This window comes from Streptomyces sp. NPDC048411 (assembly GCF_040704695.1).
Lineage (GTDB): Bacteria > Actinomycetota > Actinomycetes > Streptomycetales > Streptomycetaceae > Streptomyces.
Genome location: NZ_JBEZKL010000117.1, coordinates 1 through 23,143 on the forward strand (window position 1 = coordinate 1; position 23,143 = coordinate 23,143).

Annotated in this window: 21 protein-coding genes and 1 pseudogene; 4 read left to right on the plus strand and 18 right to left on the minus strand. The window is 70.1% G+C overall.

What is annotated here, in order from left to right:
* Positions 1 to 569 precede the first annotated feature (569 nt).
* A complete protein-coding gene (locus tag AB0915_RS30070) occupies positions 570 to 2,954 on the plus strand; it encodes an excinuclease ABC subunit UvrA (protein ID WP_366694082.1) in 2,385 nt (794 codons plus the stop codon).
* Positions 2,955 to 3,060: 106 nt separating this feature from the next.
* A pseudogene (locus AB0915_RS30075) lies at positions 3,061 to 3,186 on the plus strand (VOC family protein); the annotation flags it as partial.
* A 912-nt stretch (positions 3,187 to 4,098) separates the two neighbouring features.
* Here AB0915_RS30075 and AB0915_RS30080 read toward each other — a convergent pair.
* Positions 4,099 to 4,461 (minus strand): DUF1330 domain-containing protein, encoded by a 363-nt coding sequence (locus tag AB0915_RS30080; protein ID WP_366694083.1) that lies wholly within the window; start codon positions 4,459 to 4,461, stop codon positions 4,099 to 4,101.
* A gap of 256 nt (positions 4,462 to 4,717) precedes the next feature.
* Between AB0915_RS30080 and AB0915_RS30085 the strand changes: the two genes are divergently transcribed.
* A complete protein-coding gene (locus tag AB0915_RS30085; RefSeq protein WP_366694102.1) occupies positions 4,718 to 5,110 on the plus strand; it encodes a hypothetical protein in 393 nt (130 codons plus the stop codon).
* A 17-nt stretch (positions 5,111 to 5,127) separates the two neighbouring features.
* On the opposite strand, the gene AB0915_RS30090 is transcribed toward AB0915_RS30085, so the two are convergent.
* Positions 5,128 to 5,388 carry a ferredoxin gene (locus AB0915_RS30090; RefSeq protein WP_366694084.1) on the minus strand — a complete coding sequence of 87 codons (261 nt, stop codon included), beginning with the start codon at positions 5,386 to 5,388 and terminating at the stop codon, positions 5,128 to 5,130.
* A gap of 325 nt (positions 5,389 to 5,713) precedes the next feature.
* A complete protein-coding gene (locus AB0915_RS30095; RefSeq protein WP_366694085.1) occupies positions 5,714 to 5,920 on the minus strand; it encodes a DUF5988 family protein in 207 nt (68 codons plus the stop codon).
* Between the two features lie 293 nt (positions 5,921 to 6,213).
* On the opposite strand from AB0915_RS30095, the gene AB0915_RS30100 reads away from it, so the two are divergent.
* On the plus strand, positions 6,214 to 7,029 hold the full coding sequence (locus tag AB0915_RS30100; protein ID WP_366694086.1) for a DUF427 domain-containing protein: 816 nt from the start codon (positions 6,214 to 6,216) through the stop codon (positions 7,027 to 7,029).
* 165 nt (positions 7,030 to 7,194) lie between these two features.
* On the opposite strand, the gene AB0915_RS30105 is transcribed toward AB0915_RS30100, so the two are convergent.
* The 15 genes from AB0915_RS30105 to AB0915_RS30175 all read right to left on the minus strand — a co-directional run bounded on the left by AB0915_RS30105 (position 7,195) and on the right by AB0915_RS30175 (position 22,834).
* Positions 7,195 to 7,389, minus strand: coding sequence for an antitoxin (locus tag AB0915_RS30105; protein ID WP_366694087.1), 195 nt, complete (start codon positions 7,387 to 7,389; stop codon positions 7,195 to 7,197).
* A 91-nt stretch (positions 7,390 to 7,480) separates the two neighbouring features.
* Entirely contained in the window at positions 7,481 to 8,494 is a 1,014-nt protein-coding gene (gene hypE / locus AB0915_RS30110; RefSeq protein ID WP_366694100.1) for a hydrogenase expression/formation protein HypE, read from the minus strand.
* Between the two features lie 97 nt (positions 8,495 to 8,591).
* Positions 8,592 to 9,716 carry a hydrogenase formation protein HypD gene (gene hypD / locus AB0915_RS30115; protein ID WP_366694088.1) on the minus strand — a complete coding sequence of 375 codons (1,125 nt, stop codon included), beginning with the start codon at positions 9,714 to 9,716 and terminating at the stop codon, positions 8,592 to 8,594.
* The gene (locus AB0915_RS30120; RefSeq protein ID WP_366694089.1) at positions 9,713 to 10,033 is read right to left on the minus strand and encodes a HypC/HybG/HupF family hydrogenase formation chaperone; all 321 of its coding nucleotides are present in this window, start codon (positions 10,031 to 10,033) and stop codon (positions 9,713 to 9,715) included. Before AB0915_RS30120 ends, hypD begins: the two co-directional genes overlap by 4 nt.
* 48 nt (positions 10,034 to 10,081) lie before the next feature.
* On the minus strand, positions 10,082 to 12,487 hold the full coding sequence (gene hypF / locus AB0915_RS30125) for a carbamoyltransferase HypF (RefSeq protein WP_366694090.1): 2,406 nt from the start codon (positions 12,485 to 12,487) through the stop codon (positions 10,082 to 10,084).
* On the minus strand, positions 12,484 to 13,386 hold the full coding sequence (hypB, locus tag AB0915_RS30130) for a hydrogenase nickel incorporation protein HypB (RefSeq protein ID WP_366694091.1): 903 nt from the start codon (positions 13,384 to 13,386) through the stop codon (positions 12,484 to 12,486). Before hypB ends, hypF begins: the two co-directional genes overlap by 4 nt.
* Before the next feature lie 3 nt (positions 13,387 to 13,389).
* Positions 13,390 to 13,782 carry a hydrogenase maturation nickel metallochaperone HypA gene (gene hypA / locus AB0915_RS30135; RefSeq protein WP_366694092.1) on the minus strand — a complete coding sequence of 131 codons (393 nt, stop codon included), beginning with the start codon at positions 13,780 to 13,782 and terminating at the stop codon, positions 13,390 to 13,392.
* Between the two features lie 252 nt (positions 13,783 to 14,034).
* The gene (locus AB0915_RS30140; protein ID WP_366694093.1) at positions 14,035 to 14,583 is read right to left on the minus strand and encodes a hydrogenase maturation protease; all 549 of its coding nucleotides are present in this window, start codon (positions 14,581 to 14,583) and stop codon (positions 14,035 to 14,037) included.
* Positions 14,580 to 16,028: a hypothetical protein gene (locus AB0915_RS30145; RefSeq protein WP_366694094.1), complete on the minus strand. Its 1,449-nt coding sequence runs from the start codon at positions 16,026 to 16,028 to the stop codon at positions 14,580 to 14,582. Before AB0915_RS30145 ends, AB0915_RS30140 begins: the two co-directional genes overlap by 4 nt.
* Positions 16,025 to 16,735, minus strand: a complete 711-nt coding sequence (locus AB0915_RS30150) for a DUF6084 family protein (protein ID WP_366694095.1) — start codon at positions 16,733 to 16,735, stop codon at positions 16,025 to 16,027. The genes AB0915_RS30145 and AB0915_RS30150 overlap by 4 nt, the downstream gene beginning before the upstream one ends.
* Complete coding sequence (locus tag AB0915_RS30155; RefSeq protein ID WP_366694096.1) at positions 16,732 to 17,403, minus strand: DUF5947 family protein; 672 nt, start codon at positions 17,401 to 17,403, stop codon at positions 16,732 to 16,734. Before AB0915_RS30155 ends, AB0915_RS30150 begins: the two co-directional genes overlap by 4 nt.
* Positions 17,400 to 18,014 (minus strand): hypothetical protein, encoded by a 615-nt coding sequence (locus tag AB0915_RS30160; RefSeq protein ID WP_366694097.1) that lies wholly within the window; start codon positions 18,012 to 18,014, stop codon positions 17,400 to 17,402. The genes AB0915_RS30155 and AB0915_RS30160 overlap by 4 nt, the downstream gene beginning before the upstream one ends.
* Positions 18,011 to 19,795, minus strand: a complete 1,785-nt coding sequence (locus tag AB0915_RS30165; protein ID WP_366694101.1) for a nickel-dependent hydrogenase large subunit — start codon at positions 19,793 to 19,795, stop codon at positions 18,011 to 18,013. Before AB0915_RS30165 ends, AB0915_RS30160 begins: the two co-directional genes overlap by 4 nt.
* Positions 19,796 to 19,907: 112 nt before the next feature.
* Positions 19,908 to 20,990 carry a hydrogenase expression protein HypE gene (locus AB0915_RS30170; protein ID WP_366694098.1) on the minus strand — a complete coding sequence of 361 codons (1,083 nt, stop codon included), beginning with the start codon at positions 20,988 to 20,990 and terminating at the stop codon, positions 19,908 to 19,910.
* A 59-nt stretch (positions 20,991 to 21,049) separates the two neighbouring features.
* Positions 21,050 to 22,834, minus strand: a complete 1,785-nt coding sequence (locus tag AB0915_RS30175) for an enoyl-CoA hydratase-related protein (protein ID WP_366694099.1) — start codon at positions 22,832 to 22,834, stop codon at positions 21,050 to 21,052.
* Positions 22,835 to 23,143: the final 309 nt, after the last annotated feature.

The window sequence follows — 23,143 nt, forward strand, 5'->3', positions numbered from 1 at the left end:
TATCGGGGCGACCCTCCGCCTTGCGATCGCACGCACCAGACGCCGCCAGGCCCGCCCTACGGGCGGACGGCGCTACTTTCGAAACACGCCCTAGGCCGTCCCGTGATCCCTGACGGGCGCGCGACGACAACTACGGCACCTCGCCGTGTTGTCGGAACATCCGAATACACCCAGTATGCGGACGCCCTCCGCCTTGCGATGCACCGCATCCGACGCCGCGCGCTGTTCCGCCAGGGATGCGAGCACAACCCTTGGGCGCGAGGTGAACGAGATACCCGAACGCGAGGTGATGCGCGACGGCCGCTGGTTGGTCTGACGCCTCGGCCGGGCGCGCCGCGTGGCCGAGGGCCAGAGGCGCCACGGGCCGAAGCGGCGTGGATGCCCTGGTTCCTGCGCCGAGCGCGACCCCGGCCGATGCCGCCGGTCTGATAGACAACGCACCATTGCCGCAACCGCGCCAACGAAGGAGAACCAGGAGTACTCCTCGAAGCTGGTCAGATCGAGCCAGGCGACGCCGACGGAGACCGCGAAGGCGGCCCCGCCACCCAACAGATGGAGACACGAAAAGCATGGCCAAGAGGACGGACACGTGGGCGACTGCGCTGCACGGTGCGGACAGTCACGATCTGATCCGCGTGCACGGCGCGCGCGAGAACAACCTCAAGGACGTCAGCATCGAGATCCCGAAGCGCCGGTTGACAGTGTTCACCGGCGTCTCCGGCTCGGGCAAGAGTTCTCTGGTGTTCGACACGATCGCCGCGGAGTCGCAGCGGCTGATCAACGAGACATACAGCGCCTTCGTGCAGGGCTTCATGCCGACGCTGGCGCGGCCCGAGGTCGACGTACTCGAAGGGCTGACGACCGCGATCGTCGTCGACCAGCAGCGGATGGGTGCCGACCCCCGCTCCACGGTCGGCACCGCCACCGACGCCAACGCGATGCTGCGCATCCTCTTCAGCCGACTCGGCAATCCGCACATCGGCCCACCCAGCGCGTACGCCTTCAACGTCCCCTCTGTCCGGGCGAGCGGTGCGATCACCGTCGAGCGCGGCGCCAAGAAGGCGGTGAAGGCGACCTTCACCCGCACCGGCGGCATGTGTACGCGCTGCGAAGGCCGGGGCACGGTTTCCGACATCGACCTCACCCAGCTCTACGACGACTCCAAGTCGATCGCCGAGGGCGCGTTCACCATCCCCGGCTGGAAGTCGGACAGCTTCTGGACCGTGCGGGTCTACGCCGAGTCGGGCCTCCTCGACCCGAACAAGCCGATCTGCAAGTACACCAAGAAGGAGATGCAGGACTTCCTCTACCGGGAGCCGACCAAGGTGAAGGTCGAGGGCGTGAACCTCACCTACGAGGGGCTGATCCCCAAGATCCAGAAGTCGTTCCTGTCCAAGGACAAGGAGGCTCTGCAGCCGCACATCCGGGCGTTCGTGGAGCGCGCCGTCACGTTCACCACCTGCCCCGAGTGCGACGGCACCCGGCTCAGCGAGGGTGCCCGGTCGTCGAAGATCAAGCGGATCAGCATCGCCGATGCCTGCGCGATGCAGATCAGCGACCTGGCCGAATGGGTCAGCGGCATCGACGAGCCGTCGGTGGCGCCGCTGCTCGCCGCGCTCCGGCACACTCTCGACTCGTTTGTGGAGATCGGCCTCGGCTACCTCTCGCTCGACCGGCCGTCGGGCACGCTGTCGGGGGGCGAGGCGCAGCGCGTCAAGATGATCCGCCACCTCGGTTCCTCGCTGACCGACGTCACCTACGTCTTCGACGAGCCCACCATTGGCCTGCACCCCCATGACATCCAGCGGATGAACAACCTGCTGCTGCGGCTGCGGGACAAGGGCAACACGGTGCTCGTAGTGGAGCACAAGCCGGAGACGATCGCGATCGCCGACCACGTTGTCGACCTCGGCCCCGGCGCCGGTACCGGGGGCGGCAGCGTCTGCTTCGAGGGCACCGTCGAGGGGCTGCGGGCCGGCGGCACCATCACCGGCCGCCATCTCGACGACCGGGCCGCTCTCAAGGACACGGTGCGGGCGCCCACCGGCACGCTGGAGATCCGCGGCGCGACAGCGCACAACCTGCAGGATGTCGACGTCGACATCCCGCTCGGGGTGCTCGCCGTCGTCACCGGCGTCGCCGGCTCCGGAAAAAGCTCACTCGTGCACGGGTCGATCCCCGCCGGCGCGGGTGTGGTATCGGTCGACCAGAGTGCGATCCGCGGCTCGCGACGGAGCAACCCGGCGACGTACACCGGACTGCTCGACCCGATCCGCAAGGCGTTCGCGAAGGCCAACGGCGTGAAGCCGGCACTGTTCAGCGCCAACTCCGAGGGCGCCTGCCCCAACTGCAACGGCGCCGGCGTCATCTACACCGACCTGGCGATGATGGCCGGCGTCGCCACCACCTGCGAGGAGTGCGAGGGGAAGCGGTACCAGGCATCGGTGCTGGACTACCACCTCGGCGGCCGCGACATCAGTGAGGTGCTGGCCATGTCGGTGACCGAGGCCGAGGAGTTCTTCGGCGCCGGCGAGGCACACACGCCGGCCGCGCACCGCATCCTCAACCGGCTCGCCGACGTCGGGCTCGGCTACCTCAGCCTCGGCCAGCCGCTCACTACGCTGTCCGGCGGCGAGCGGCAGCGGCTCAAGCTGGCCACCCACATGGCCGAGAAGGGCGGTGTCTACGTCCTCGACGAGCCGACCACCGGCCTGCACCTCGCCGACGTCGAGCACTTGCTCAGCCTGCTCGACCGGCTCGTCGACTCCGGCAAGTCGGTCATCGTCATCGAGCACCACCAGGCGGTCATGGCGCACGCCGACTGGATCATCGACCTCGGCCCCGGCGCCGGCCACGACGGCGGCCGGATCGTCTTCGAGGGCACACCCGCCGACCTCGTCGCCGACCGCTCCACCCTCACCGGCGAGCACCTCGCGGCCTACGTCGGCACCTGACCGAGGACCTCGCGGACACCCTGGGCGAGTTCTCTCATCTGGGTGAACTCACCCCACGTGGTACTCGATATCGATCGTTCCCGGACAGTCGGGCGGCACTGCCGGCGAAGGCCTGCTGCGCGGTGTCATCTGTAGGACCGACGACTGCGACGCCACCCTCGAGCGCATCCGCGCCGGGGGTGGTGAGGTGCAGCAGGAGCCGATCGACCAGCCGTACGGCGTCCGCGACTGCCGCTTGCCTTCGGTGGTGGCAATTGCGGGCCCGGGCTTGGTGTCGGCGCCGCCGGTGCGACCAGCGGAGGCTGTGGAACGCGCCGTGGGCCGGGGGCACGATCAGTGTGGTGAACAGGTGCCGGATCTCGTTGCAGGTGAGCGGGGCCGGGTCGTCGGGTGCGGGAGGCGCGGCGTTCGGTGGCCGCGGCGACGGACAGAAAGTCGGATGCGGTGCATCAGAAGGCGAAGGTGCGTCCGGATACTGGATGTATTCGGGCGTGCCGACAACGCGGCGAGGTGCCGTAACTGTCGTCGTGTGGGTCCGCCAGGGATGCAAGGGACATCCCTTAACGCCAGCCCTCCCGTCCGCGCCGCGGACCGGGCAGATGGACTCTTCCGGAACGCTCTGGCGAACCGGCAAGGTGCCGTACGTCCGGAATCCCGGATCCTTGAGGCAGAGGAACGGAAAAGACGATGCCAGGCCACGCGAAGAGATACGGCTCAGCCAAGTAGCCCCAGGTTTCATGGCTGCCGGCAGAGGCAGCTCGAGCGAATCCCCAATAAGCACCTCCCCCACCGGTCCGCCACCGATGATCTGCTCCGGAGAAAATCTCACCCTCTCCATCTGCTTGAGTCACCCTGGAATTTCGCATACAGAGGCCGCTCCAGCGATCACGCCTACCGCAGATTGCGAGAAAGCACTCCAGCAGGGTCGTCATTTCACCTACTCCTCACCGGGGATCACTGCTCACCTCATCGGTGCGTCACGGATCGCTACAGCGGTGAAGCGAAACATCCTCCAAGCAAACCCCTCAGACGGTGGCGACGGCGGCGAACAAGCCGCCGCTTCCGATACCATCGAGATCGGCGCGAGGCCGGGGTTCCGCGGGTGGACCCGCCCGTCTCTCAACTCAGTACGGCACCGGCCGGATCAGCTGCCGCACTCAGCGGCCGCAATCGTCGCACGGAGCTGCTGCGCGTAGCCGACAGCCGTGAAGTCCGAGCTCACGCCGTCGACCAGGACCAGATCACTGATGGTCCGATCCGTGCGCAGGTGAATGATCTTCTGATACTCCGGCGAGTTGTACCACGCCTGCGCCGTCTCCATGTCGGGGAACTCGATCAGCACCACCGAGCCCGGCCATGCGCCCTCGAGGACCTGCACCTCGCCGTCAATCGCGAGCCACTTGCCTCCGTAAAGCGCCGTGGTGGCCCCGACCTGCTCCAGATAGGCCAGGTTCTCCTCCTGCGGCACGCCGGGGATGCGCAGATGATTGACCAAATAGGTCGACATGGGTACCTCTCCTTGTGGCGATGCTCAACACCGGAGGCGCCGGATGCCAATCGCGCCCCGACCGGTCCGGTCGTGAAGCCCCCTCCGCGGCAAGGCCGTCATTGCAACGCACGGACGACGACCAGACGGACCAGCCGATCCGTACGACACCATGCCCTTCCTCTTCCAGTCTGCTCTCGAACCCCTGAGAAGGACCGCCGGCAGCGAGAGCGGCGACCGGACCTGGTCGCGAGCGTACGAATGGCGGATCTCACCGATGACGATCGCCTACGCAGCGCTCGGTGCGGACCTGTTCGGCGAGGGCCCTGCGATCGCGGTGGCGTTCCGGGTGGCGGGCACGGATCCGGACGTCTCCGGGCTCCCAGACGCCCTGCGCCCGCTGTTGGCGTCCTGCCTGGTCAAGGACCCGACCGCGCGCCCGGCCCCGGCCGACCTGATCGCGGCGGTGGAGCGGGCGGGCGCCCCGGTCGCGTCCGGGCCCTGGCTGCCCTACGCGGTCGTCACCGACATCGTCGCCGCACGGCAGGACATGACGCGCCTGCCGCAACCGGGAACGGCCTCCGGGCCGGGGCCTGGTCCCGGAGCGTCTCGGACGCCCGGAGGCCGGCCAGCGAGGCGCCCACGATCACAATCCGGCCCTCGCGCCTGAGCCTCTCCAGGAAGTCGTCAGCGGCCATGGGACGCCTCCTCGCCCGGCGCGTCCGGTGCGTCCGGTGCGTCCGGTGCGTCCGGTGCGTCCGGTGCGTCGACCAGAATGGCCTGGACGGGGCACGCCGCGACGGCGCGCGCCACGCTCTCGCGCTGTTCCTCGTCGACCCGTGGGTTGTACGTGAGCGCCTCGTCGCCGTGCATGGCGAAGACGTCCGGCGCGAGAAACGTGCACTGCGCGTATCCCTGGCATGTGTTGAGATCGACGACAAGCCTCATCAACGATCCGCCCCTTCCGGCGGCCCGGTCCGGCGTCGTCCGCGCGTGCTCGGCGGGGGCACCTGGACGGCGGTCATCTCTGCCACGCCAGCATCGGAGGACCAGGGGGGCAGCGCTCGCCCGGACGAGCCGAGGGAGTGAGCATCCGCGGACCCGTGGGGCCGGGATCGCGGTCAGGACGCGGCCGCGGCATCGGGCCCGGTGGTGCGGCTGACCGCGAGAGGAGGCCCAGCAGGGAGCCGGCCGGGACATGCGTACGCGTCGGTCGGTCGGGCGGACAGTGCGTACGTATCCGTCGGGCAGGAAGCCCGTACCGGCGTGGCACCTACCCCGGGATTTCCGTTCGTTCCCACCATTCGTAGATGGGCAATTGGCCCTCGGCGGTATCCTGGTGACGCGTCGTCGCCTTGAAGTGCTCGTACCCGCCGCGGAACGGGATCTTGAGGTCCGGCACGGGTGTGGTGAGGGGAACGATCCGCTCGGGAAGGTCCTCGGGGCCGCCCTCAAGGACTGCCTTCGTCGCATTGGTCATGCCGAAAGTCTCCCCGGCCAGGGGTCCGGCTTCTCCGTGACGCGCCGAAGGACTCACTCCGCGTCCCCTGCCGGTATCTCCGCAGGCGCCCGCATGCGGACGTACGTACGCTGAGACAGCCAAGTCCCGTACCCACTGGGCGGCGGGTGGACGAGGGCGGCCCGCCACCGGCCCCCGGCCGGTGAACCGGACCGGCCGGGCGCATGGCGCCGGCTCACGCGCCCAGTGACCGGTGGACCGCCGCAGAGACCCCGACGGGCACCTCGATCAGCACCCTCGCGCAGGAGGACTTCGTGACCACTCCACCCGCCCCTGCCGTCGAGCGCCGTCACCCGGTTCCGGACGCCGCCCTCACCTGGGAGCCGAGCGAGCGCCGAGTACGCGGGAAGAAGGGCACGACCGTCGTCGTCGACAGCCGCCGACCGGTCCTCGTGTGGGAACCCGGCCATGCCGTACCGCTCTACGCCTTCCCCCGGGGCGACGTCCGCACCGATCTGCTCCGCCCGGCGGCCGACCCCGACGTGGGCGCGCACTCCGGCTCCACGGTCTTCTACGACCTCGTCGTGGACGGCGTCGCGGAGGCCAACGCCGCATGGACCTTTCCGGGCGCCGAGCTCGCCGGACACATCGCCTTCGAGTGGTTCGGACGCGTCGGCGTGGGCCCCGATCACTGGTACGAGGAGGACGAAGAGATCTTTGTCCATCCGCGCGACCCGTACTCGCGTGTGGACGCGCTCCGCAGCTCTCGGCACGTGCAGGTCGAGATCGACGGAACGCTCGTCGCGGACACCCGCAGCCCGGTGCTTCTCTTCGAGACGCGCCTGCCTGTCCGCTATTACATCCCCCGCGAGGACGTCCGCCTCGACCTGTTCACCCCGACCGACCTGCGTACGGGATGCCCGTACAAGGGGACGGCCGAGTACTGGTCGCTGACCGACCCGGACAGCGACGCACCGGCGGATGTGGCGTGGAGCTACCCCGACCCCGTCCCGGCCGCGGGTGCGGTCAAGGACCTCATCGCGTTCTACAACGAAGCCGTCGACATCATCGTGGACGGCGAGCGGTTGGAACGCCCGGCCACCGGCTTCACTCGGCGTCCGGGCGCGTAGCGACGACGCCGCATCGGGCTCGTGCGAGCCGGACGCGGCGTCGTCGCCCTGGAGCCGGTGCCCGCGCACGACTCGTACGCATGCTCAACGGCAACGGGCAAGGGAATACAAGGGACCGTGTGATCGTCGGACGTCCGCGCGATCCGCAGGAGCACGGCGGCGTGGTCAGGGCTGCGGCGGCCGGTCCTCACCCCGCTCGGAACCGAGCTCGTCCTTGAGCTTGTCCTGGGCCGCGTCGACCTGGCCGGTGTACTTTCCCTGCGTCTTGGTGTCGATGGCGTCGCCCGCCTTGTCGATGCCCTTTTCCGCCTTGTCCTCATGGCCCTTCAGCATGTGCTTGATCTTGTCCATCATGGACATGGGTCCTCCTCAGCGAGTCACCCCCACCTCTCCAGGGTCGCCACACAGCGCCGCTCCCGCATCCGCACGAGCGGTCCGCAGGACCGTCGGATCAGCAGATCCGGGGCAGCTGCTCCCCGATCGGCAGGTCGACCACGCGCGTCCCGCCAAGCCCGGTGCGGGCCACGACCATGCCGGGATGCGCCTCCACGGCCTCGCCGATCACGGTCGCCTCCGCTCCCAGCGGATGCGCCCGCATCGCCTCCAGAACGGCTTCGGCGTGCTCACGGGGGACGAACGCGACAAGTTTGCCCTCGTTGGCCACGTACATCGGGTCCAGGCCCAGGACGGCGCAGGCGTTGGCCACGGCCGGCGGGACCGGAACGTTGCGCTCCTGAATGACGACACCGGTGCCTGAGGCCACCGCGATCTCATTGAGCGCCGCGGCCAGTCCGCCACGTGTGGGATCGCGCAGGACGTGGAGGTCGGGGGTGACCGCGAGCATGGTCTCCACCAGCCCGCCCAGCGCCGCGCAGTCGCTCTCGATCTCCACCCCGAACTCGAGGCCCTCGCGCACACTCATGATCGCCACGCCGTGCACGCCGATCGCACCGCTCGCGATCACGACGTCGCCCGGGACCACTCGCTGGGGACACAGATCGACGCCGGCCGGGACGAGGCCGATCCCGGCGGTGTTGATGAAGATGCCGTCGCCGTGACCGGCGTCCACGACCTTGGTGTCGCCGGTCGCCACCTCGACGCCCGCCGTGCGCGCCGCTGCCCCCAGCGCGTCGGCCACGCGTGCGACGACCGAAAGCTCGACGCCCTCCTCCAGAATGAAACCGCAGGAGAGGTAGGCGGCCCTGGCACCGCTCATGGCCAGGTCGTTGACGGTGCCGTTGACCGCGAGGTCGCCGATGCTGCCGCCGGGGAAGAACAGTGGCCGCACGACGTACGAGTCCGTGGAGAAGGCCAGCCGGGCGCCGCCCAGCGACACCACGGCGGAGTCGGCCAGTTGCGCGAGCACGTCGCCCCCGTAGGCGGGCGCGAAGACGTGCTGGACCAGTTCGGCCGAGAGTGCGCCGCCGCCGCCGTGGCCCATCACCACCCGCGGCTGGTCACGCAGCGGTGCGGGGCAGGTCCATACCGTGAGGTCGAGTACGGGCGCTTCGCCGGGGACGCCCGCGGTCGCGGTGACGGCGGTGTTCAGTGCTTCGGTGGTCTCAGGCAACGGGGCTCGTCTCCCTGGGGGCGGTCCTGATGTCCAGGCGCCGGTAGAGGTAGTACGCGGCGCAGGCGCCCTCGCTGGAGACCATGGTGGCCCCGAGCGGGTTGCGCGGGGTGCAGGTGGTGCCGAACGCCTCGCACTCGTGGGGCTTCAGCAGTCCTTGCAGAACCTCACCGCTGCGGCATTCGGCGGGCTCCTTGGTGTCGATGCCGGTGACGGAGAAGCGGTACTCGGCGTCGTAGTCCCGGTAGCGGGTGGAGAGCCGCCAGCCGCTGTCGGGGATGGTGCCGATGCCGCGCCAGGCTCGGTCGGTGACTTCGAAGACGTCGTCCAGCATGGTGAGCGCCGCGGGGTTCCCGTCGGGGTGCACAGCGCGCGGGTACGCGTTTTCCACGGTGTGCTGACCGCGCTCCAGCTGCAAGACGGTCCGCCGTACGCCTTCGAGGATGTCCAGCGGCTCGAAACCGGTGACCACAATGGGGACCTGGAACCGTTCGGCCAGCTCCGGGTACTCCCCCATGCCCATCACACTGCACACATGGCCGGCGGCAAGGAACCCCTGCACCCGGCAGCTCGGCGACTGCATGATCGCCTCGATGGCCGGGGGGACCCGCACATGGGACACCAGCAGGCTGAAGTTCGGGATGCCGAGCCTGCGCGCCTGATACACCGTCATGGCATTGGGCGGTGCGGTGGTCTCGAATCCGATCCCGAAGAAGACCACCTCACGATCAGGGTTCTGCTGGGCGACCTTCAGGGCGTCGAGCGGCGAGTACACGATCCGCACGTCACCGCCCTCGCTGCGAACCCGGAACAGGTCACGGCCGGTTCCGGGGACCCGGAGCATGTCCCCGAACGAGCAGAAGATCACCTCGGGGCGGGAGGCGATCTCCAGCGCCTTGTCGATGACCTCCAGCGGTGTGACGCAGACGGGGCAGCCCGGACCATGGATCAGTTCGACCTGGTCCGGCAGGAGTTGGTCGATGCCGTGCCGGATGATGGTGTGCGTCTGTCCGCCACAGACCTCCATCAGCGCCCACGGACGGGTCACGATGGAGTGGATGTCGTCCAGCAGTCGGCGCGCCAGGTCCGGGTTCTGGAACTCTTCGATGTACTTCACTGCTGAACCTCCTGCGGCGCCTCGGCGCCACCGGTCGGGAACGTTCTGCCGGCCTCTGCCGCCAGTTCCCACGGATCCCCGAACTCCTCCTGGAGCAGACCGAGTTCAGTGAAGAGGTCGAGCGTCTTCCGCGCCGATTCCTCGTCGAGTCGCTGCAGGGCGAACCCCACATGGACGATGGCGTATTCACCGACCTGGAGGTCCGGCAAATATTCCAGACACACTTCCTTGACCACGCCACCGAAGTCGACGGTGGCCATCCGGGTACCGTCGCGTTCCTCGATGTCCATCACTCTGCCGGGTACCGCCAGGCACATGGCTGCTCCTTGCTGTGGGGGCGTTGCCCGGCTCCGCCGGGCAGGACGTCAGTCGGCGGCGCTCGTGTGCGCCGCTCCGGTGCGGGCGGCCACCATGAGCTGGCCGAGCGCCAGTCCGCCGTCGTTCGGGGGGACCTCCCGGTGGCGCAGGACGGTGAAGTCGTTCTCGCTCAGCGTCCTGGCGCACAGGGAGGAGAGAAGGGTGTTGGCGAACACGCCGCCGGTCAGGGCGACTTCGTGCAGGCCGTGCTGTTCGCGGGCCGAGGTGCACACCTGGAGCACGAGGTCCGCGACGGCCGCGTGGAAGCGCGCGGCGACAAGCGTCGGCGCCGCGCCGGCGCGCACGTCGTCGACGACGGCTGCCAGCACCGGCGACGGGTCCATGATCAACCGCTGCCCGTCGGCCGTGCCCGCCGGGCGCAGCGCGAAACCGTAACCGGGTCCGAGGTCCGCGGCGGCGCCGACCGCGGCGGCCTCCAGTTCGACGGCGGCCTGGGCTTCGTACCCGGCCCGGTGGCAGACGCCCACCAGCGAGGAGACGGCGTCGAACAGCCGGCCCATGCTGGAGGTGGGGACGCAGTTGAGGTTTCGCTCCAGCTGCCGCAGCACCACGCGTCGTTCGTCCGGCGGGCAGGCTGCCGTGCAGGGCAGATCCTCCGCCGCGCCGATGCCTGCCGCGTAAAGATGAGCGAGCGCCATTCGATAGGGCCGGTGCACGGCGGCGTCGCCGCCGGGCAGCGGAACGTACGCGAGGTGCGCGAAGCGGTGGTACGTCTCGTAGTCGGCCAGCATGATCTCGCCGCCCCACACCGCACCGTCGTCCCCGTAACCGGTGCCGTCGAACGCGACGCCGATCACTCGGCGGCTGCCGTCCCTTCCGTGCTCGGCCATCGCGGCCGCGATATGCGCGTGGTGGTGCTGTACGCGGACGACCGGCCGGCCGTCGGCCCGGCGCAGGGCCCACTGGCCGGTGCGATAGCGGGGATGCCGGTCGGTGGCCAGGATGCCGGGGCGCACTCCGGTGATGGTCTCCACGTGCTGTTCGGCGCGTTCGAAGGCGTGCTGGGTGGCGAGGTCGTCCATGTCGCCGACATGGGCGGACAGCCACGCCCGGTGTTCCTCGGCGAGGCAGAAGGTGTTCTTCAGGTCGCCGCCGGTGGCGAGGGTCGCCGGTACCGGATGCGGCAGGGCGAGCGGCAGCGGGGCGTAGCCGCGTGAGCGCCGTACGATCAGCCGCTCCCCGTCGCAGACGCGCACGACGGAGTCGTCGCACGGCACATGGATCGGGCGGTCGTGCGTGAGCCAGGCGTCGGCGAGGTGCGCCAGTCGCTCCAGCGCCTCGTCGTCATCCGTGACGATCGGTTCACCCGCCACGTTGCCGCTGGTCATGACCAGAAGGCGCGGTCCCGGCGGGTCACCGGGCAGGCCCAGCAGGAGGTGGTGCAGCGGGGTGTACGGGAGCATGATCCCGAGGTCGGGGCTGCCCGGGGCGACCGCGTCGGACGGCCACGGGGTGCCGGGGCCCGGGCGGGCGTCGGTTCGGCGTCGCAGCAGGACGACGGGCCGGACAGCGCCGACGAGCAGGGCCCGCTCCTCGCCGCCCAGCTGCACGAGATGCGCGATGTCGTCGATGCCGCGGGCCATCATGGCGAACGGCTTGTCGCCGCGGGCCTTGCGGCGGCGCAGCAAGGACACCGCGGCGGAGTTCTCGGCATCGCACGCGAGGTGGTAGCCGCCGAGTCCCTTGATCGCGAGGACAGCGCCGTCGGACAGCAGCCGACGGGCCTCCGCGACCGGGTCCCGTCCGGTTGCAGGCTGTGCCGGCAGTGCGCGGCCCGACTGCCCGACGAGCAGTCGCAGCCGGGGGCCGCAGTCGGGGCAGGCGACCGGCTGTGCGTGGAAGCGCCGGTCGGCGGGGTCGGCGTACTCGCGGGCGCAGTCGGCGCACATCGGGAAGCGGGCCATGGTCGTGTGTGCGCGGTCGTACGGCACTCCGGTGACGATGGTGAAGCGGGGCCCACAGTGCGTACAGGTGATGAAGGGGTGGCGGTGGCGCCGGTCGGCCGGATCGGCCAGTTCGGTGAGGCAGTCGGCACAGGTGGCCACGTCCGGGGAGACCAGTGTGCGGGCCGGTCCGCCGGTCCTGGAGTCCTCGATGCTGAAGCGGGATCCGCCGGCAGCGGGGACTTCCCTGTGGTCGACGGAGTCCACCAGGGCGAGCGGCGGCGCGTCCGCCGCGATCCGGTCGCAGAACAGGGCCACGGCGGCGGGAGCGCCCTCGACCTCGGCGACGACGCCCTCGGTGGTGTTGGTGACGTGTCCGGCCAGCCCGAGCCCGGTGGCGCGGGCGTACAGGTAGGGCCGGAAGCCCACGCCCTGCACGACGCCGCGGACCACGACCCGCCTCCGTTGCACGGCTCCGGCGACGGCGGTCCCGGGCTGTGGGGTCGTCACGGGCGCTGCTGCGCCGCGGAGGCGGGTGCTGTCGTCACGACGAGCGGCTCGTCGGGGTGCGCGTGGGCGTGCGGGCCGGTGTGCGGGTGATCGTGGGTTCCGAGGTCCGGATGCGTGTGCGTATGCACGCCGGTATGCGTGTGGGTGTGGGTGTGCTGGCCTCCGTGCGTGCGGTCGTCCTGGTGGGGGTGCGTGTGCTGGTGGGACGGGTGCTGCCGGGCCATCACCGGTGTGTGGACCGGGGCGCCTTCCCCGGCGGCCAGAGCCCGGTCGAGCAGCGTGCCCACCCCCTCACCGCGGCGGGCGGCGGTGAGCACCACGTCCACACCGGGGTTGACCTGCTGGACATGGGCACGGAATGCGGCCTCGTCGAATCCGACGGCCTGCGCGATGTCGGTCTTGGTGACCACGACGAGCTGGGCCAGTCCGAACGCCGTGGGGTACTTCAGCGGCTTGTCCTCTCCCTCTGTCACGGAGGCGAGGACGACCCTGAGCGTCTCCCCGAGGTCGTACGAAGCGGGGCAGACCAGGTTGCCGACGTTCTCGACGAAGAGGATCCGGGTCCCGTCGGGCAGCCAGTCGTCGATGTGACGGCCCAGCATCCCGGCCTCCAGATGGCAGAGTCCGTCGGTCAGCACCTGCTTGACCGGGGCGCCGGACCGCGCCAGCCGGACCGCGTCGTTCTCGGTGGCGAGGTCGGCGGTGAGCGCGGCGACCGGCACTTCCCGCTCCCGGGCCCGGACGAGTTCGCGTTCCAGCAGTTCGGTCTTGCCGCTGCCGGGGCTGGAGAGCAGGTTGACGACGGTGGTGCCGCGCGCCGTGAGCGCGGCTCGCAGGCTGTGCGCCGTCGCCTCGTTCTTGGCGAGTACCGCCTGCTGCAGGTCGACTTCACGGCACATCGTTCAGCGCTCCTGGGAGATCGGTTCGCGGGCGTGTTCGTGTTCGGGTCCGTCCTGCCAGTGCACGCTGACGATCTGCAGCTCGCGCCCCGACAGGAGTTCGGCGGTCGGCTCGCCGCAGGCCGGACAGCACAGCCGGGGTGGCATGCCGACCGCCCACTCGTCCGCGCAAGGCTCGCACCGCGCGCGCGCCGCCACGGGTTCGACGACGAGTTCGGCGCCTTCCAGAACGGTCCCGGCGCAGGCGAGTCCGAAACAGAAGGACAGGGCGTCGGGAACGACTCCGGCCAGTTCGCCGACCTGAAGCCGGACGGACCCGACCGAGGCGGCTCCGCCTGCCCGAGCCGCCTCCTCCACCTGGTCGACGACGGCCATGGCGATCGACATCTCATGCATTGCGTCTCCGTCCTGCCGTGCGTCATTACAGCGGCGGGTGACGGGGGCCGGCGGACCGGCTCGCCGGTACCCGTACGGCACATACACCATTCGGTGCAGCGAGGGGCCGGGACCGGGCAGCGGGCGCCGTCACATGCAGCGCATCCGCAGATAGCGCTTGACGTCGGGCAGGACCTGCGCGGCGACGGCGACGAGAGCGGCGGCGGCCAGGCCGCAGATGAGGGTCTTCTTCATGGGGTGGGTTCCTTCTGCTCAGTTCATGACGGGACCGGCCGCCGTCCGCTGGGCGGCGGCCTCGTGGTCTTCTTCCTGGACGAGGTCCAGGACCATCCGTACGGCCTGTGGCACTGCTGCGGCCACGGGGGCGCTCAGCCCGATCCCTTCGTCGACGTTGTCGGGTTCGCAACCGATCACAAGCGTGCGCCTCGGCGGTATGGCTCCGGTGCCCGCGCACAGAGTGCCGAGCAGTGCCAGGACGGCGTCGGGGGACATTCGGTGGCCGTCGAGCAGTGCGTTCTGCGGCTCGACGGCGCCGGGTTCGTCGACCTCGATCAGGTACAGGGTTCCGGGGGCGCCGCCGCGCTCGGTGGCGTCGATCAGGACGAGCGTGTCGTATCCGTCGAGGAGCTGGTAGGCGAGGTGGACGCCCCGTACGCCGATGTCGACCACCTCGAGGTGGTCCGGGAGACGGTGCGAGGACAGTGCCCGCACCGCCTCGACGCCGAAGCCGTCGTCGCCGAGGAAGATGTTCCCGATCCCGGCGACCAGGGTTCTCGGACGTTCTTGCACGGGGGCGTTCACGCATCCTCCAGGGGGGCGATCTCGTCCGGCTGGAAGTACAGGAAGCGCCCCTGCTCACGGCGGATGTCCGCGCCCGGGTCGCCTTCGACGGTGACCGCGAGGTGCACTCCGCCGTCGACGTCGTGGAGCACTGCTTCGACCTGTGCGCTGCGGCCCTTGAGGAACAGGTCCTGGGCATCGGTGCGCCGCAGTCCCGGTCGCAGAACGACGCGGCTGCCCACACCCACGGACCGACCGTCCACCAGGATCCGGTCCCGGGCCGGGTCGGCCGTGTCGTCGCTCGCGGGATCCCACCACGGGGTGTCGGGGCGGAGCACGCCGCGGGCGTCGATGAGGTCGGCGCCGTCCGGGAGGGGGTCCCGGGCGGCAGGCGGAGACGGGTCGGGTCCGGTGATCTCGCGCAGGGACCGCACCGCTCCGTGCAGCCGCTCCAGGACCTCGGGGGGCATCGATTCGGCCAGGTCGACGACCGCTGCCGCCCGGGCGTCGGTGCCACGGGCCTCGCGCTTCTCCTGGTCGGTCAGGGCCGCCGTGCGCAGGGCGAGGATCTCGTCGATCTCGGTGGCGTCGTACAGCGCTCCGGGGCTCTCGGGGGCGATGGCTGGATGGTCCTCCAGGATGATCGGGGACGACAGCATCAGGTCCGCGCGCCCGGGTTCCCCGGCGAGCACCGGCCAGGTGTGCAGGTTGCGGCAGGCCGCTACCGCGCCCTTCGCCCACTCGGGCGGGTCCGTCATCGACAGGAACGAGCCGGCGCTGATCCCCATCAGAAGGTGGGCGGCGACCAGCGACCGTGGGAGCGCGGCGTCCCGGTCGGCCTCGGCGGAGTCGGGCGTCCAGGGGCTGGTGTTCTCGACCACGGCGGTGAGCCGCACGACCCGGTAGGGTCCGTCGAGTTCGCGGGCGGACAGCCGCACCACACCACTGATCTCCTCGCAACGACGGACCAGGCGTCCCACCGTCCGCCCGTCCGCGTCCAGGACGGGTTCGGTCTCCTCGCGGGCGGGCCTGGTGAAGGGGACGGCGACACCGTCCCCGGCCAGTTCGGCGACGTCCACGACCACTTCGACGCGTTCCTCGGCGCCCTCGTCCCAGGGGACCAGCACCCGGTCGGCGAGGTCGAGTTCAGCCACGTCCTCGAACGTGCCGTCGCCGCGGGCCTGTTGCACCGTGCGCCGCTGGGCGTGCAGAAACCGTGCTTCGACGGCGAGCGTCGCGCCGGGCTTCGGCTCCATCAGGCACTCGGTGTGCTGGAAGTCGTGCTCCTCGCGGTCGGCGCCCCAGCCGGGCGGCGCGAGCACCCCGAACTGCCAGCGGAGCCGGTTCTTGGCCGCGGAGGCCCGGTACGGGTAGAGCACATAGCCCTCGAAGAGGACGGCGTCGGCCACCTGCCGTGCGGTGGCGAACCGGGACTCCAGTGCGGGCGTCAGGAGGGATGAGGTCACAGCGCCGTCCTCTCGGTGACACGGGGCAGTACGGCCCGGTGCACCGGGCGCTGAGGGGACCGCGCGGGTGGTGTACCCGCGGCACCGGCCAGGTCGATCAGGGCCTGGACGGTCGCCTCCCAGGACGGCAGGGCCTGCCGCGAGCGGAAGGCGAGCAGCGCGTTCATGGTGTCGCGCGGCAGCCGGATCCAGCCGCAGTCCGGGAAGTGCTGCTCGATCATGTCCTTCCACACCGCCACCGGCATCCGGAAGGGCGCCTCGCGGTCCCAGGGAATCGGCTCGACGTGGAAGCCGCCGTCCCCGGTGAAGGCGGTGCCGGAGAAGAGCAGGAGGAGCGGCACCTCGCCGTTCTGGAGCGCGTCGAAGTACCGGGTCGCGGCGATGTCCAGGTCGTAGGTGCAGGGCACGACGAGGTCCACCTCGGTCTCCGTGGTGAAGGACGGAACCGTGAGGGAGACCTGGGCGAACTGCAGCGGCTGGAGCGTGTTTCCCCAGCGTGAGCGGTCGCCGAAGAGGTCGTGCAGTCCGTCCGCCTCGCCCTGCTCGTAGCCCCGCCGGGCCGGTTCGATACGGATCTGACAGCGCAGCGCGAGGGCGTGCACCCGGGCTTCTGCGGACGCGGTGATGCGCAGCCGGAAGACCAGCGTGGGGCCCGCCGCGTACGGGTCGGCGCGGACTCCGGTGCAGGTGAAGGCGAATTCCGTCACCGCGGGCGCCCCTTCTCCTGGGTCCGGGCACGTCCCTCGACGTGCGCGAAGAACGCCTGGAGCGCGGCTCTCGCCTCGGCGCCGCCGTCGAAGCCCTGCCACAGCAGGCGCATACGCCCCACCAGCTCGTAACAGATGTCGATCGGTACGAGGTAGCACTCGGCCCGGCCCTCCGTGCGACGCATCAGCAGTGCCTCGACGTCGGGTTCGAGGAGGGCGGCGAGGCGACTGGCGCCGAGCACGGTCTGCCAGGTCTCCGGGTCGAGTTCGCTCTCGGTCGCTCCGGCCGGGCTCGGGTAGAGCGCGACCAGCCGGTCCAGCGCCGCGTTGCGGAAGAAGAACGCGACGCCGACCGGAATCTGCAGCAGCTCCCACGCACCGTCGTCGAGACGGTGGTCCGCATCGGACAGATAGCGGTCCGGGACCGTTCTGAAGCGTCCGTGGGCTGCGCCGGGCCGCTCGAACAGCAGGGCGCACGGGGTGCACGCACAGGCCAGCGCACGCTTCTCGGTGTCCACGAGATGCCGATGGCCGCCCTCGGTCACGGGCACGCCGCACAGCTCGCACCGTTCCTGCCGGGGTTCCGGCGGCGCGGCGAATCTGCGCAGGCCTCGGGCGCGGGCAACGGGCGCCGGGCGACGCTCGGCCCTGGTCGGGGGGGCGTTCACGGTGCCGTCGCGGCAACGGTCGGGCCGGCACCGGCAGTTCCGACCGGCGGGCGGGTGGCGATCTGGAGCAGGGGTGGCTCCCGGTCGACGGTCACCGACTCCATCACCACCTGCTCCACTTCCGGTACGAAGCAGGCCAGCGCGTCCTCGACGCTGCGCTGTGTCGCCGCGCCCGTGCTCGGGCAGCCACAGCCACCGCCGTCACCGGCCCCGGCCGCGGGGCGCAGCCGCAGGATGCCGGTCTCCTCGTCGAAGCCGACGACCTCGACGGGGTCGCGTACGGAGTCCAGGGCGCGCGCGATACGCGTGCCGATGTCCTCCGGGTGCAGATCGTGCAGGGCCAGCAGGCTTGACACGAGTTCGTCGTCGAGCAGCGTGGCGAGCGGTCCGTCGTCGGTTCCGCGGTCCGCGGGGGTGCCGAGGCGGCCGACGATCCGGGCCAGGCCGGCGCCGTAGAAGTCCATCAGGACCCGCACCAACTCCTCTGCTGCGGCGCACATTTCCTGATCGCCGGTGGTGCTCAGGCGGTCGAGCAGGTCCTCGACCCGCTGCCCGGCCTCCACGGCGTCGAGGGTCCTTGGCGGTGCGACGGCCGTCGCGGCGGCGCTCATCCGGCCAGTCCGCTCAGCCCGGTGGGCACATGCATCTGCTTGACGGTCTTGCCGCCGCCCACGTACATGTGGACGCCGCACGGCAGGCAGGGGTCGAAGCTGCGGATGGTCCGCATGATGTCGATGCCCTTGAAGTTCTCCGGGGTGTTCTCCTCGAAGATCGGTGTGTTCTGCACCGCGTCCTCGTAGGGGCCGGGGGTGCCGAACGAGTCCCGCGTGCTGGCGTTCCACGGGGTGGGCGGGTAGGGGTGGTAATTGGCGATCTTGCCGTCCCTGATCACCATGTGGTGGGAGAGCACGCCGCGTACGGCCTCCGTGAAGCCGACGCCGATGCTCTCGTCCGGCACCTCGAACTTCTCCCAGGTCTGGGTGCGTCCGGCGCGGACCTCCTCGAGCCCCTTCTCGGCACAGTGCAGCGCGATCGCGGCGGCGTACGCCTGGAAGTAGGTGCGGGCGCGGTTGCGTTCCAGCGCGTTGCTCCACTTCGGGATCTTCCACTCGAAGGTGGTCTCGGGCTTGGTCATCGTGCGCGGCAGGTTGATGACGACGCTGTGGCCGGTCGCCTTCACATAGCCGACGTCGACGAGCCCGGACAGCGCGGTGGACCAGAGGCGGGCGATGGGGCCGCCACCGGTGTCCAGTGGCAGGTGGTCCTTGCCGTCGAACCAGCGGGGCGACATCACCCAGCTGTACTTGTCGTCGAAGTTCCGCTTCTGCGGGGCGGGGATCGTGTGCTGGTTCCACGGGTGGCGGGGGTCCACCGGGTTGCCCAGCGGGTCGTGGGTGACGAACTGTTCCTTGCCCTCCCAGTCGTCGTAGTACGAACTGCCGAGCAGGATCCGGATGCCGAGGTTGATCTCGGTGAGGTCGTTGGTGACCAGTTTGCCGTCCACGATCACGCCGGGGGTGACGAACATCTTCCGTCCCCAGTCGGTCATGTTGGCGTACGTGAAGTCGCAGTGCTCGGGGTCGTTGAGCGCCCCCCAGCAGCCGAGCAGCACCCGTCGGCGGCCGACCTCCTCGTACCCGGGCAGCGCCTCGTAGAAGAAGTCGAACAGGTCGTCGTGCAGGGGAACGACCCGCTTCATGAACTCCACGTACCGCATGAGACGGCTGAGGTAGTCCGTGAAGAGCTGGACGGACGCGACCGTTCCGACGCCGCCCGGGTAGAGCGTGGAGGGGTGCACATGGCGCCCTTCCATCAGGCAGAACATCTCCCGCGTGTAGCGGCTCACTTGAAGAGCCTCGCGGTAGAACTCTCCCTCGATGGGATTGAGGGAGCGCATGATGTCGGCGATCGTGCGGTAGCCGTGCTCCCCGGCGTGCGGCGCCTCGGTGCGCTCGGCGAGCTCCAGGACTCCGGGGTTGGTCTCGCGGACCATCTTCTCGCAGTAGTCGACCCCGACCAGGTTCTCCTGGAAGATGTTGTGGTCGAACATGTACTCCGCCGACTCGCCCAGGTTGATGATGTACTCACCGAGGTTCGGCGGCTTCACCCCGTAGGCCATGTTCTGCGTGTACACGGAACATGTGGCGTGGTTGTCGCCGCAGATCCCGCAGATGCGGCTAGTGATGAAGTGCGCGTCCCGGGGGTCCTTGCCCCGCATGAAGACGCTGTAGCCACGGAAGACCGACGAGGTGCTGTAGCACTCCGCGACCTGCTTCTGCTTGAAGTCGATCTTCGTGTGGATGCCGAGACTGCCTACGATCCGGGTGATCGGATCCCAGGCCATCTCGACGAGGCCACTGCCGTCGCCGGCCGCCTTCGTCGTGGGTGCCATTGTGTGTGCCATGACCCTTCTGGGGAGTGGGAGTTGATGGAGGAGGGAGCGGGGTGGAATCGGGACGTTCACCGATCGCGGGGTGCGGGGCACCCGGCGGACGCCGCGCCCGTCACCGGGGCGATCGGTATCCGGTGGTCAGCTTGGAGCCCTTGTGACGCCACCTCGGTTCCTTGTCCACGGTCTTCGCCGTGATCGACCGGAGCCTGCGGACCACCGCCCCGTACGCTCCGCTGGCGGCGCTGGAGACCTTGCCGCCGGGCGGTTCGTCCATGAACGGCATGAACTTGTCGGGGAATCCGGGCATGGTGCAAGCGATACAGATGCCGCCGACGTTCGGGCAGCCGCCGATGCCGTTCATCCAGCCGCGCTTGGGTACGTTGCACTTGACGACGGGACCCCAGCAGCCAAGCTTGACCAGGCATTTGGGCGAGTCGTACGTGGTGGCGAACTGGCCCTGCTCGTAGTAGCCGGCCCGGTCGCACCCCTCGTGCACGGTGGCTCCGAAGAGCCAGGCCGGGCGCAGCTTGTCGTCCAGCGGAATCATCGGCGCGGATCCCACCGCCTGGTAGAGCAGGTAGGTGAGGGTCTCCGAGAAGTTGTCCGGCTGGATCGGGCAGCCGGGCACGCAGACGATCGGGATGCCGGCCTTCGAGGTCCAGTCCCAGCCCAGGTAGTCGGGTACGCCCATGGCACCGGTCGGGTTGCCGGCCATCGCGTGGATGCCGCCGTAGGTGGCGCAGGTGCCGATGGCGACGACCGCCAGGGCCTTGGGCGCCAGCCGGTCGATCCACTCACTGGTGGTGATCGGCTGACCGGTCTCGGGGTTGTCGCCGAAGCCGCACCAGTAACCCTCCTGCTTGATCGATTCGTTGGGGATGGATCCCTCGACGACCAGCACGAAGGGATCGATCTCGCCGCGTTCGCCCTTGAAGAACCATTCGATGAAGGTGTCCGCACCGCCTACCGGACCGCTGTCGAAGTCGATCAGGGGCCAGTGGACCTGGATCTTGGGCAGCCCGGGCAGCACACCGAGCACGATCTCCTCGATGCTGGGCTGCATCGCCGCGGTCAGCGACACCGAGTCGCCGTCACAGCTCAGCCCCGCATTGATCCAGAGGATGTGGATCGGGGACTCCTCGTCGGCGGCACCTTCTGCCTGGGCGCCGACCGTGTTCGCTGTTGCTGCACCCATGGGGATGCCTCCTTGGAGAGCTCTGCGATGAATGCCCGCGTTTCGGCGTTCATGTCCAGCTAACAGTCAGCCGACCCGGGTGCTACGGCGAGCGCGGCCGTTGCGGTGACATTGCGGTCCCGGCCGGCGGAAGGATCCGCCGTGCGCGTGCCGGGAACACCGGTGCCGAGGTGGTGCGGAGTCCGGGCCGGGGGCTCCTTGCGTACGAAGGCGCGGCGAAGCGAGTGGTAGGGCGCGTCCGGGTCGAAGAAGACGGACCGCATCGCGGCCAGTTCCTCCTGCCGGTGGACGGCCAGCGGCTTGACCGCCTCCTGACGCTCCAGCGCCGGCTTCTTCCGGGCGATCCGGGCCTGTACGTCCGTCGACGAGGCCAGCCGGACGGCCAGTCGGAGGGCCTCGCCCGGGAAGTCCTGGGGCGGGCAGGCGAGCGTCCGGTCCACCAGGCCGAGCCGTTCGGCGGCTTCGGCGCCGAGCGGCAGGGCTTCGTGCACGAGCCGTTCGGCGACCTCGGGTCCTACTCGGTGCGGCAGAGTGCGGGTCCAGTACTCCGAGCCGGACAGTCCCATCAGCCGGTAGTGCGGGTTCAGGACCGATCCGTTGCGGCACCAGACCTCGTCGGCGGCCAGGGCGAGCATTGCTCCTCCGGCTGCGGCGTTGCCGCCCACGGCGGCGATCACCAGCCGGTCGGTGGTGGTCAGCACGGCCTGCACCAGGTCGTTCATGGCGTTGATGTTGGCCCAGGACTCCTCGGCCGGGTCGGCCGCCGCCTCGATGACGCCCAGGTGGATGCCGTTGGAGAAGAAGTCCCGGCCGCCGCCCAGCACCAGGACCAAGGTGGGCCGGGAGCAGGCGGTCCGGTAGGCGTCCAGGAGTCGCGTGCAGTGCGTGGTGCTCATCGCCCCGCCGGGGAACGAGAACGTGAGATGTCCGACGGCGCCGGTCTCCTCGTAGCGGATGTCGGTCCAGGTTCCGCGGCGCCCGGGTGCGTCCGGCGGGACCGGGTCCTCGGGAAGCGGAGGCAATCGGTCGCCGAGCGCCAGGACGGCGGGGAGTTTGAGCGGGGCGGGCTCTCCCGGCCGCCGCCTGGCCCGCAGCTCCGGGATCCATACAGCGCCGTCGGGCGTCGCCCGGCAGACCGCGCCGGCCCTCGTGGCGAGCAGCTCTCCGGGGCGGCCGCGCAGCTGGTCCTCGGGGTGTCCCCCGTGCAGGAACCACTCGCCGCCGAGCAGTTCGTCCAGTACACCGGGGCGCGAGTCGGCTGCGCGCAGCTTGCGCAGCACGGTATCCGTGGAGTCGGACCGCCAGTCGATCTGCCGGAGTTCCTGGCGGAAGTACGGCCGGGTGCCGCCCGTGGCCCGTGTGCCGTCCTGGGGCCGGGGTCTGTACGTCCCCGAGGCGAACCGGTCGACGGCGAGCAGCACGGCCGTGAGCGCCGCGTCGGAGACCTCGTTGCGGTACAGGTCGCTCTTGCCGACCGGTGGTACGGAGAACCCGACCGACGCCCAGACGTCTCCGGCGTCCATCTCCTCGTCGGCCTGCAGAACCGTCACACCCCAGCGGGTGACGCCTTCATGGATCGCCCAGTCGAGTGAGGACGGGCCGCGGTCGCCGACAGGTCCCGGGTGGACGATGAGGCACGTGTGCACCGACCACACGTCCCGCGGGATGGCCGTCCTGAGCATCGGAGCCACCATCAGTTCGGGTGCGAACCGTCGGACCGCGTCCCGCAGATGGCCGTCGGAGAGCGCGAGTTCGACCGCCACGCTGTGGCCGCGGTCCCGCAGCTCGGCGTGGACGCGCTGAGTGAGGCTGTTGAACGCACTCGCGACGAGCAGGATGTGCACGGCGGACTCCCGGCGGTTCTGCGGCTCCCGGCCGGAGCGGGTCCAGCCGGATGCAAGCCTCGGACACGCGGAACGGGCTCCGTGGGCGCCGGGGCGGCGAAGTCACTCGAAAGGGAGCGTCCTGCGGCCGCTCGACGGCCGGAACACGCGTCGTGGGAGCGACAGCGCATCTGGGCCGGCCCGCTCGGTCCGTCGGCTCACGGCCTCCCCCGTGGGGAGTGGATCAGCGAGCGGCGTCGTGCGGCTTCGACGGCAAGGCGGAGGACGGAGTCGACGCGGAGGGGGCACCTCCCACGCCCTTAAGGCTGT